Origin of the sequence: Colwellia psychrerythraea 34H (assembly GCF_000012325.1) — a bacterium.
Classification (GTDB): Bacteria; Pseudomonadota; Gammaproteobacteria; order Enterobacterales; family Alteromonadaceae; genus Colwellia; species Colwellia psychrerythraea_A.
Map to the genome: position 1 here is coordinate 4097507 of NC_003910.7, position 12278 is coordinate 4109784.

Consider the following 12278-nt stretch of genomic DNA (forward strand, 5'->3'; position numbering starts at 1 on the left):
CTCCCCGCCCATTGACGATTACCCTCCACTGGCAACCTTTAATTTCATGCCTAGGTCACCAGAATCTGAAGCCAATAACTGTAAAAAATCTTCTGCTGGTATAGGCCTTGAGAAATAATATCCTTGACCATAATCACAGCCTGCACCAATGAGTAACTCCATCTGTTCTTTTGTTTCGATACCTTCTGCTATAACTTTCAATCCTAACTTTTGAGCCATGGTGATAATAGCTTCAGACAAAATCATATCCTCAGAGCCTGGCGCTATATTTCTTGTAAACGATTGGTCAATTTTAAGATAATCAAGTGCAAACTTTTTCAAGTATGATAGTGATGAATAACCTGTTCCAAAATCATCCATAGACAAGCCAATACCAGCAGACCTGAACTTAGAAAGTCGCTCCATTGTGCTTGTATTATTATTCATTAATAGACCTTCTGTTATTTCAATAACAATGTTTTCACCAGGTAATTGATTTTCAGCAAGGTAAGCTAGCCAATCTAATTGGTCTATCGATTCTCTAAATTGTACCGGTGATTTATTGACACTGATTTGTATATCTAAACCAAGCTGGTCTTTGCATGTATTAATATGTTGAACGGTTTGCTTGAATACCCAATCACCTATTTCAATGATTAATCCAGACTCTTCTGCCAGTGGAATAAATTCTGCAGGACTCACCATGCCTCGCACTGGATGTTTCCATCGCAACAGGGCTTCTGCTTTGCGAATAACACCTGTTTGTAGTTCAACAATGGGTTGATAAAAGACCTCAAGTTGATTCAAACTAATGGCTTTACGCAAGTCGTTAATTAATTCTAAGTGATCTAGTGCTTCCTCCTGCATTGAGGCGGTAAAATAGCAAAATCTATTTCGTCCAAGGTTCTTAGCAAGATACATTGCTTGATCAGCATTTTTTAATAGCTCCAAAGTGCTGCTTGCATCGTTTGGATAGATGGTGACCCCTAAACTAGCGGAGATATAGGTATACATTTTAGAAATAAAGAAAGGCTCACTTAAAGTCTGTAAGACTTTCTGACAAATTGATTCAACATTATGTATATCGGCTATGTCAGACAAAAGAATAGTAAACTCATCACCACCTAATCGCGCAACAGTGTCGACTTCTCGAATACAATGAGTAATGCGTTTTCCGGCCTCAATAAGTAGTGCATCACCATAGACATGACCCCGAGTGTCATTTATTTTTTTGAAGTTATCTAGATCAATAAAAATTAGAGCGAACTTTTGATTTTTACGATGAGATACCTTAATTTCTTGTTCCAACCTATCAATAAACATTATTCGATTGGGTAAGTTAGTCAAACTGTCATACTTAGCTTGTCTTAATATCAATGCATCTTTCTTTTTCTTTTCTGTTATATCTGAAAATAATGCAATCCGTCTAAATACGTTGCCATAATCATCATAAATGGTGCTAATTGAAAGCCATTCAGGGTACTCCTTACCATTTTTCTTAGTATTCCAAATTTCACCTTGCCATGTACCGGTTAACTTTATTTCTTCCCACATTAATTGATAGAATTCTGGGTTTTGCTTTCCAGAACTAAATACATTAGGATTTTTTCCGATTAATTCGCTGGAGCTATAACCAGTAATCTCAGATAAAGCGGGATTAATCGCAATAATCTCATTCTTACTATCGGTGATCATCATCGCTTCAGAGCTATTTTGATAGACAATGTCTGCCAGTTTTAAATCTTCTTCCTGCTGACGTTTATTTGTTATATCTTTGCTGATACCAATTAAACCAACAACTTCACCTTGTGCATTTTTCAATTTCACTTTGGTAATTTCAAGAATGTATGGTTTGGCATTTGAACGGGGAATAGTTTCAAAAGAAACATGAGGAGAATCTTGTGCTAAAGCCGCTTTATCGGAATCTAAGCAATGATGTGCTATTTCATCGCCCAATAACTCAGCTAAATTAGATGAAGGAGTATTTAGCATATCTTCTTCTTTTATTCCGGCTAAGTTACAAAATGTCTTATTGACGAAATGATAACGACCATCTATTCCTGTAAACCAAATTCCTATTGGTGAATTATCAATAATGGCGCGTAGTCTTGAGCTTATTTCTTCTTTATCAATCATTAGATTTTGAAAGGATGTCGCCATTTCATTGAATCCAAGCGCTATATTATTGAGCTCATCATGAGTATCAAGCGTTACACGAGCATCAAGATCACCACCATAAAACTTACCGGTAACTTTAGTTAGAGAGTTAATGCTTCTAATTGTTGATAAATGCAGCCCTATTATAAAGTACAGTACTATAAGAAAGAGTGCTGACGAAAAGCCTATACTTACAATTAATTGAGTGTTTGCTTGTTTAACTCGACTGCGAAGTAAAGTGCTTAAGGTAAAAGAAAGTGAATTATCTAAAAACTGATAACCGACATCAATAACTGAAGTAGATTGATTATAAAGCTCAAGAGAACTCAAAGAAGTGGTATCAGCTAAAATCCCTTCTAAGGTAAATTTGATATGGCTCTCAATTGATTGAATTAGCTCCTGAGCGGAAAGACTTTCTCCATCCGAAATCAATTCTCTCTTAACTTTGTCCACATTCTCTTTAAAGACATCAAGAGGCACAATAGTCTTTGATAAGAGTGATAGCATTTCCCCTCTAAATTTTACTTCCTTATTACCCAGATATGAAACACCAACAGCACGTGCCTGGCCAAGTAATTCTAAAGTAATGGGTATGGTGAATAAAAAACTATTTGTTAAATAATAAGAATCAAGATCATCCATTACAAGTAAATAATAATAGTCAGCCACTTGCAGTTGTAGGGAGTTTACATTGTGAATTAATTCTGTATGTAAATTAAAACTTTCATTAAGTGCTAACGTCATTCCATTAGCATCTAAATATTGCCATTGCTCAACAATTGTAGACCATTTGGCTACTTGCTTTAACTCTGAAGGCAAGTTATTGCTAACTTTTAAGAAATTGTTAACAACTTGCTTATTCACTGACATCTGTTTTTCAGTACTGTCATTAACACCTGCAATAACAGCCGCAGACATTCCTCGGTGTTGTTGAAGTGATTGAATTAATCTTGATGTTTTTTGTGTCTGCTTTAAGCCGTCCAACTGCTGATTAGCGGTGCTAATTGACTCAGACAAATAGACTAATAAAGAAATTGAAACAATCAATAAGGAAAGAAGAGAAAGTCCACCAAGTACAATTAATTTACGAGGGTAACTCAGATTGTTCATTAAATTTATAGCGGGGTTGAATAACTGTTTCACAAATATACCTTACATAATTTATGAGTGTCAAAGCGACATGTTATACCTAATTACTTCCAAACAGGATGTTTTAGGTATTTGAAAAAAATCATTAATTATCCTGTCAACTGTATTAGCTGTACCAGGAAATATTGGGATTAAAAATAAAAGCTTTACCGTCGAAACCATTTCATCACAGCAAAAATGCTGACTATTTCTAGTCTATTTATCCTGCACTTCCCATAGGCTATTTATCGACTTAAAATACAGAATAACGTATTGAATACAGATGTCTGAAACATCATTAATGGCTCAATCCATATTTTTCATATTGCTCATTTAGAGTTAAACGAGCAATGATTTGTATAATTATTGAGATCTAATTAAAGGAGCCCCCCTATTACACAGCTTTATTATTACATATGTAAACCATGAGTAAGTTGCTTCAATCGAGTATTTCTTTTAAAAACCTTAGTAATTAAAAGGTCTAATTCAGATGTTTTCTCATTTTCATAAAATCTATTAAAATGGTTAGCGTCATCCCAAAGAAATCTTAGCAAAACATGACATAAAGAGAATGGCTATTGATGTATTTCACTGACAAAAACAATGAAATAACTATAATTTGATTAGCAATAAAGCAAATTACTAACACTAAAAAACAGTAAATAAAAGAAGTTCATATCCGATACTTTTCGCCAGCATGGCCATGGTAATTCAATTTAGTTTTAATCAATTAGCGAAATTTTATTAAGTTCGTGCTACGTTTATTACAATAAGTTAATAATTTCGTTTATGAGTTAGTTATTAACTTAAATTTTTCTATATACCAAATGGATGAGGAAATATATAGGTCCCTCAAAAATAAGGTATAAGCTTATATGCTCAAATTTAAAAAAATTAATCACAAGCTTGTTTTTACATTTCTATCTCTTTCTTTAACACCACTCATTATTTTTGCCTATATCAGTATCAATATGGCAAGCGACTCCATACAGGCACAAGCATTTAGTCAATTAGAATCTGTACGTTCGATTAAAAAAGCACAAATATCTAACTACCTCTCATCATTAAAAGCCAGTTTACAGGTATTAAATGATGATCCTTATGCATCCGAAGCGTTCAATGCCTTTGATCAAGCAATAACTTCTGCTGGTTTAGATAGTAATGCATGGCGACAAGCAGAAAATAAATATGCTGATCGTTTTATAAAAATTAATAAAGTGAATGCTTGGTATGATCTCTTTTTTATCAATTTACAAGGTGACATTGTATTTACCGCCGCAAAAGAGTCTGATTTAGGTATTAATATTCCTCAATCTCACATTAACCAAACTAGTCTAGGCGATGTATTTCAAAAAACACAACAAAATGGCGTAACTGAAATATCAGTTACCGACTTCAAACCTTACCCACCATCCAACGATGAGCCCGCTGCGTTTATGATGACAAAGCTAATTAACTTAAGTGGAAAGCACATAGGTTATATTGCTCTACAGTTCCCTTTAAATAAAGTTAATGAAATCATGCAGCAACGTGATGGCATGGGCGATACCGGAGAAACATACCTCGTAGGTGAAGACCAGAGAATGCGTTCAGACTCTTATTTAGATCCCAAAGGACATTCAGTTATTGCATCTTTTGCTGGTGATATTAGTAATAATGGAGTGAATACCGATGCGGTAAAATCGGCATTTAACGGTGAGACTGCAAGCCGTATTATTATTGATTACAACGGTAACAGCGTACTATCTTCGTTTACCACGGTAGATTTGGGAGACTTTAAATGGGCACTTATTGCAGAAATTGATGAAGCAGAAGCTTTTGAAACGTCCAATAATCTTATTAATATATCAACAGGCATTGTCGCCGCAGTATCGGTCGTTATTGGGTTTATAGCAATTTTAATTGCTAAAAACATCAGTGGCCCTATCGTGCAGGCGGTTGCTATAGCACAACGAGTCTCGTCAGGTGATTTGACGGCAAAGATAGTCGTTAATCAAAGTGATGAGTTAGGCTTATTGCAACAGGCGATGCACGACATGATAGCTAAGTTGAAGGATATGATTGAACATATTTCGAGTTCTGCCGATCAGCAAGCCACTGCTTCTCAAGAACTATCCAGCATTACCGAGTTAACCAATACAAATGTATCTCGACAACACCAAGCAACAGAGCAAGTTGCTACCGCAATAAATGAGATGAGTGTTTCAATTGACGAAGTAACACAAAATACTGCTGAAGCGTCAAATGCAGCAGATACTTCAACCAAACTAGTCAAGATTAGCTCTATTGCAGTCAATCAAACCATAGACCAAATCCTCCAATTATCAGATGACATCACTAAATCTAAAGTTTTAATTGATGACGTTCAAGCGGGAACCAAAGATATCGCGAATATTTTGGTCACCATTAAAGGCATTGCCGATCAAACAAATTTGCTCGCACTAAATGCAGCAATAGAAGCAGCGAGAGCAGGAGATCAAGGTCGGGGTTTTGCAGTAGTCGCTGATGAAGTGAGGAATTTAGCACAAAATACACAAAATTCGACGGTAGAAATCGAAAAAATGATTAAGTCATTAGAGTTAAATGTAAGTGCTGCAACAAACTCTATGGTTGCAGGTACAACACAAGCCCAGCTCATCGTTGATAAAACGAATGAAGTAACACAGTCATTAACCGAAGTTGAGTCATCTGTAGCAATGATCTCTGATATGAATATTCAAATATCTACTGCCACACAACAACAAAGCTCAGTTGCGCGAGATATAAACCAACAAGCAACAGAGATAAGCAACATTTCAATTGAAACGGGTGAAAGTACTAAAGAAATATCTTCTGCGAGTGACGAATTGGCGGCTTTAGCAGTAGAACTGACGAATCAAGTTCAAGCATTTAAAATATAATTTTTAACAACTGACTCTGATTAATTAATGATTATAAATTGATACTAATAAACATGCTGACAAAACATATTCATTAACAATGTTGAATGTAAAAAGCCCTAGCGACTATCGTCTACTAGGGCTTTTTTTCATTTATCAGCTTGTTATTTGGTTGTTAGTTATTAATACACCAAGATAAGTTCACCTAAATAGAACATTGTCATTATCCTAGTTGCTTAGCCTTTTCAATTTCATTGGCAATAGCTTGCGGTGAGCCGGTATTACGACATAACCAATAATATGCACCCGGCACAATGAACAAGGTAAATATACTTGCTAATGATACGCCAGCAAAAATAACCACACCGATAACCATACGACTTTCAGCACCAGGCCCAACGGCTAACACTAAAGGTATTGCACTGGTTACTGTGGTAAAAGTAGTCATGACAATTGGACGCAGTCTTTGCTGCGCGGCACTGATTAACGCCTCTTCAAAAGCAATACCTCTATCACGTAACTGGTTAGCAAACTCAACAATTAAAATACCATTTTTTGCCGCTAAACCAATCAACATAACAATGCCAATTTGACTATAGATATTTAAGCTCATGCCCATAAGTTCTAACCCAGCAAGGGCTCCTACCAGCGCCAGTGGAACGGTAAGTAATATAACAAAAGGATGAATAAAACTTTCGAACTGCGCAGCTAACACCAAATAAGTAATTAATAGCGCAAGCAAGAAAACAAACAAGATAGAATTACCTGACTCTTTTAATAATAAAGACTCACCTTTATAATCAACTTGTACATGCTCTGGCAGTTTATTTTTAGTTACTTCAACTAGAAAATCTAATGCATCACCTAAGGCATAACCGTCGGCTAAGTTCGCAGTAACAGTGATACTACGTAAGCGATTATAACGGTTGAGCCTCGATGAAGTCGCATTCTCAGCAATAGTAAGTAAGTTAGCGAGTGGAATTAGTTTTTCCGTGGTTCGAGAACGTACATAAAGATTATCGATATCAGTCGGGCTTTGAAATTGTTTTTCATCCCCCTCAACAATTACATCATATTCTTCACCACGATCAACAAAGGAAGTAACGCGACGTTGACCTAACATAGTCTCTAACGTTTGTGCTATGTCTCCTACTGGCACACCTAAATCATAGGCACGTTCACGATCTATTTGTACTAATAACTGAGGATACGTTTCTTTATAATCACTATTAATATTCGACAAGTTAGGGTTCTTTTGCGCTTCCGTGATCAAAATATCACGCCACTGAGCCAGCTCTGCAAAGGTATTCCCTTGAAGAACAAAAGACACTGGCGCATTACTACCACCGCCGCCACCAATGCCACGGCGCATAATAGCAAAAGCACGTACATCAGTAACATTTTGCACATCACGATTTATTTTGTTAATAAAACTAAAGGTATCAATACTTCGTTTATCCCACTCAGGTAGACCAACAATAGCAATACCACCACTGCCACCAAAACCAGGAACACGTACTAACACACGGTCTAATTCCCCCTCAGCTTGATAACCTAAAAGCTTCTCTTCAATCTTATGCATATTCTTTACGTTACTTTCATAACTAGCCCCTTCAGCGCCTTGCATAATTAAGAAGAAATTCCCCCTGTCTTCTTTAGGCGTATATTCAGAAGGTAATTTATTAAACAACAAAAATACTGCAGCTAATGATAAGCCCAGCACAAGTACAATTAATAATGGCTGATGAATACTACTGGCTAATGCACGGCCATAAGCGGCTTCAAAGCGAGCAAAAGCGCGATCAAGCTTTTGTCCAAATGAAGAGCTTCGCTCTCTATGCTTTAACATTTTTGAGCACATCATGGGCGTAAGTGATAAAGCGGTAAGACTTGAAAAAACAACGGCTGCAGCGATAGCAATGGCAAATTCGGTAAACAAACGCCCCATATTGCCAGAGAGAAAGACCAGTGGCACAAACACAGCAACCAATACTAATGTGGTAGCAATAACCGCAAAAGCGACTTCCCTCCCCCCTTCGTATGCAGCCATTAATGGCGCTTGACCATTTTCAATACGACGGTAAATATTTTCAAGTACGACAATGGCATCATCAACAACAAGACCAATAGCGAGCACTAAAGCCAATAATGTAAGTAAGTTAATGGAAAAACCAAACCAAGATAGCGCCATCATTGAACCAATTAAGGCAACAGGTACCGTAACCGCAGGAATTAACGTAGCGCGAACGTTACCTAAGAATAAAAAGATTACTAAGACCACCATAACCATGGCAATAATTAAGGTGTTATACACTTCATCGATAGAGCCTTGAATAAACACAGAGCTATCATAACTATTGGTGATGGTTGTTCCCACAGGAAGTGAATCACGAATAGCGATCATTTCTTTCCTAGCCGTTTTAACCACGTCCAAGGTATTGGCTTTAGACTGTTTTATTACCCCCAAGCCCACCATATTTTTACCATTGCCGCGGAACATATTTTCATCATCTTGTGCACCAATGAATACTTCAGCAACATCACCTAATCGCACAACTGACTTACTCTCAGAGTGATTAATCACCATATTGGCAAAGTCTTGCTCGGTTAAGTAGCTACGCTCAACGCGAATAGAGAAATCTCTGTCTATTGACTCTATACGCCCTGCGGGTAGCTCAACATTCTCGTCACGTAAGGTACTTTCAATATCTTGTACGGTAATATCACGCGCAGCCATAGAAGCACGATTCAAGCGAATCTTCATGGCATAGGTACGACCGCCGCCAACACGAACACGGGCAACGCCATCAACCACGGCAAAACGGTCAACGATGTAACGATTAGCGTAATCGGTAAGCGCTAAGGTGCTCATGGTTTCACTTTGTAAAACGAACCACACAATCACGCTTTCATCGTCATTGGCTTTTGATACTTCAGGAGGATCAGATTGCTCTGGTAGATTATTTAATGCACGAGAGATACGATCACGCACATCATTTGTCGCGGCATCAATATCGCGATCTAAATTAAACTCAATGGTAATACTTGAACGACCAACACGACTATTAGAGTTGATGGTTTTAACCCCCTCAATACCGCTAATTCTATCTTCAAGTAATTGAGTGATTTTGGTTTCAACAATGGCAGCAGAAGCCCCCGGGTATGTGGTACTAATATTAACAATAGGCGGATCAATATCCGGATATTCGCGTAACGGCAACATTAAAAAAGCAACAATGCCAAAAGTTATAATAAGTAAGTTTAATACCGTAGCAAAAACAGGTCTTTTAACCGATAAGTCAGAAAGGATCACTAGGTTTTGCTCCCGTTTTCAGCGGGAGTTTTGTTGGCCTTTTCCTTAGCTGACTTGCTTGCCTTATCTCCAGCCTCAGCCTCAACTTCAGCAACTTGACCAATGATACTGACAGCAGAGCCATCTCGCAGTTTAAGTGCCCCTTCAACAACCACATGTTCGCCTTCAACTAAGCCTGATAAAACCTCTACTACACCAGGATGACGTCGACCAATTTTGATTGCTTTTCGTATCGCTTTCCCTTCCTTTTCAACAAAGACATAATGGATATCTTCAATAGGAATAATACTGCTTTCAGGTAACTGTAATATATTCTCTACTTGTAATAACACACTAATATTGAGCAACATGCCTGGGTGAAGTTTTAATGCTTTATTACTGATAGTGGCGCGCACTTTAATACTTCGCGTACTTGAATCAATTCGGCTATCAATGGCCGTTATTTTACCGATGAATTCTTTATCTTTATAAGCGCTGTTTACCGCACTCACTTGTTGTCCAACATGAATATGGGTTAGTAAACGCTCAGGTAAGTGAAAATCAACTTTGATAATACTCAAATCATCTAAACTAGTAATGACATCACCGGCATCAATATAAGCACCTTTACTCGCCTCACGAAAACCCAATACGCCAGCAAATGGGGCACGAATAGTTAAGTCATTTAATTTAGCGCGTGCACTAACGAGTTGTGCTTCAATCGCCTTGGTTTTTGCTTCTTGTTGCTCGACTAAAGATTTTGAAGTAGCTCGACTGGCGAGTAACTCAGATAGTCGTTTTAAATGCGCCTGTGACTCTGACAAATTGGCTTTTAATTCGTTAACCTTTGCTAGCTCTTCTTGGTTATTCAACTTAACTAACTTAGCGCCTTTCTTAACTCGCTCACCATCATCAAAGTAAATCTCATCAACAAGGTCTGAATATTTACTGGTAATAACAACTTGCTCATTGGCTCTCGCTGTACCCACGGCTTCAACGCTTTCAATAAATTCGGCAAGTAATACCGGCACCATTTTTACCGCAACGACACGCTTGAATGTACTTTTTTCTTGCTTAGCTTCTGGCCATTGCAAATAAGTAATTAAGGCCACTAGGATGGCAACGATAATAAATAGGGGTAAACGGCTGATGAGAGTCGGAGTACTTGCAGGTGCTGTAGACACAGACTTATTTGGCATAAAATTCTCTAGTAGCATATTGATAGTGAAGTATAAAGCGTATATACCCACACTACATGAAGATGCAGGTTTCAGCTGGAATTAGAAACACCTTTAGGCAAGGCATTGATTGAAAAGAATAGTTATTCTATTGTCGAAATCAATAACGTAGCATAAAGCGTTTCTAAATCAGCCCTACGGGGACTCCTGAGCAATTTATGCTCTTCGTTGCCTCTTTTTTAAGGACGCTACATGGATGTAGCTTATTAGAGAATGCAGGAGCATATTCTCCCGAATAACCATTAATAAAAAGAGGCGCCTTGATCATAAGACGCTCAGGTACCCTGAAATATGCAGCTTCAAGTGGTTTGGGTATAGTTGTACACAAATACTATAACCTATAGCCTACTTAATAGCATTTACCTAGACGGTAACTTAGCTTAAAATATTAACCACTTAACGCAAATTAATGCAAATGAGATAACCCCTTGAACAAATTAGCCGTACTAGCCTTTGCCTTATTATTATTTTTTAGCACCATGTTATGGTATCTCGCCAATAGCTCTTTAAATGATTACCTCAAAAGCCAAGTGATATTGCAGAGTCACTACTATAGTTCTCAAGAAGCAAAACTACTCAGTGCTGATTACTCCGATAATACCGGCATCACTAACTTCACTGACTTTTCTCTGAGCAATATTGATGGCTTAATCCAGCCTTTACTTTTTAAAGCAGATACTATTAGTGCACAACTGGCAAAAGTACCTACCCGCCAGCTTGATTCGCCCAGCATACAGAAAAAAACAACCACTATTGTTCACATTGAAGAACTTCGCCTAGGCAGTTTACAGGCTTGGTCTGAGATTTCTAAAACAAGTGAAACAGGTAAAACTAATTTAGAAGTTTTGTTTGATCGCATTAATGCCCAGCTAGCCACTGATTACCCCGCTTTATATCCACAAATCAGTGCAGGACTTTATGCAAAAATGTACCCTGAACGAAGCGAAAAATTGGCCTTAGAGGAGTTAGACACCAAGCCACAAGTACAAACGGTTGAAACCAACCAAGCGATAATCGCCTCCAATGAAGCTAAGCAGAAAAAACGCTTATTAGGAAAAGCATTAACACGAGTAAAAATAAGTTCAGTGATTATTGATGACTTGACCCTAACCGTTATTAATGAAAATAAAACGCAAACCAAGCAGTTTAAAAATATACAGTTAGGCAGTTTTGGTAATGAAAATGGTCTAGAGAGTAATCAGTTGGGTGGAGAGCTACTTAAACAAATACTTTCTAAGTTAATCAAATTAGAAAACTCTAATGCCATGAAAAATTAGGCTAATTAATATAAGACCGCTTTAATAAATCATTGGTCTATACCCGTTACCATTCAAAGTGCAGGTTTTCAGTGGGAATTTAAGTGACTTTATAATGGCGCTACATGGATGGTGTTATTAGAGAATGCAGGAGCATATTCTCCTGAATAACCATTATTTCATCACAGCGCCTTGAATTGAAATTGCTCAAGCACTCTGAAACCTACATCTTGATTGGTAGCGGGTATAACTTATATAGTTTAGTTTACTAAAAATTTATTAAAGTTCATTCTCTGCTGCCGATATAGATCAAAACAATAACGTTTTATCACTGTTATTATTAACTTAA

Annotated in this window: 5 protein-coding genes; 2 read left to right on the plus strand and 3 right to left on the minus strand. The window is 37.3% G+C overall.

Annotation, left to right across the window (positions count from 1 at the left end; translation table 11 throughout):
* Positions 1 to 18 precede the first annotated feature (18 nt).
* The gene (locus tag CPS_RS22995) at positions 19 to 3279 is read right to left on the minus strand and encodes an EAL domain-containing protein (protein WP_011044668.1); all 3261 of its coding nucleotides are present in this window, start codon (positions 3277 to 3279) and stop codon (positions 19 to 21) included.
* Between the two features lie 860 nt (positions 3280 to 4139).
* Here CPS_RS22995 and CPS_RS17550 point away from each other — a divergent pair.
* A complete protein-coding gene (locus CPS_RS17550) occupies positions 4140 to 6164 on the plus strand; it encodes a methyl-accepting chemotaxis protein (RefSeq protein WP_011044669.1) in 2025 nt (674 codons plus the stop codon).
* Positions 6165 to 6366: 202 nt separating this feature from the next.
* On the opposite strand, the gene CPS_RS17555 is transcribed toward CPS_RS17550, so the two are convergent.
* Both CPS_RS17555 and CPS_RS17560 read right to left on the minus strand, forming a co-directional pair.
* Positions 6367 to 9456, minus strand: a complete 3090-nt coding sequence (locus CPS_RS17555; RefSeq protein WP_011044670.1) for an efflux RND transporter permease subunit — start codon at positions 9454 to 9456, stop codon at positions 6367 to 6369.
* Positions 9456 to 10634, minus strand: a complete 1179-nt coding sequence (locus CPS_RS17560; RefSeq protein ID WP_011044671.1) for an efflux RND transporter periplasmic adaptor subunit — start codon at positions 10632 to 10634, stop codon at positions 9456 to 9458. Before CPS_RS17560 ends, CPS_RS17555 begins: the two co-directional genes overlap by 1 nt.
* Positions 10635 to 11101: 467 nt before the next feature.
* Here CPS_RS17560 and CPS_RS17565 point away from each other — a divergent pair, with 467 nt between their 5' ends.
* Positions 11102 to 11950, plus strand: coding sequence for a hypothetical protein (locus tag CPS_RS17565; protein ID WP_011044672.1), 849 nt, complete (start codon positions 11102 to 11104; stop codon positions 11948 to 11950).
* Positions 11951 to 12278: the final 328 nt, after the last annotated feature.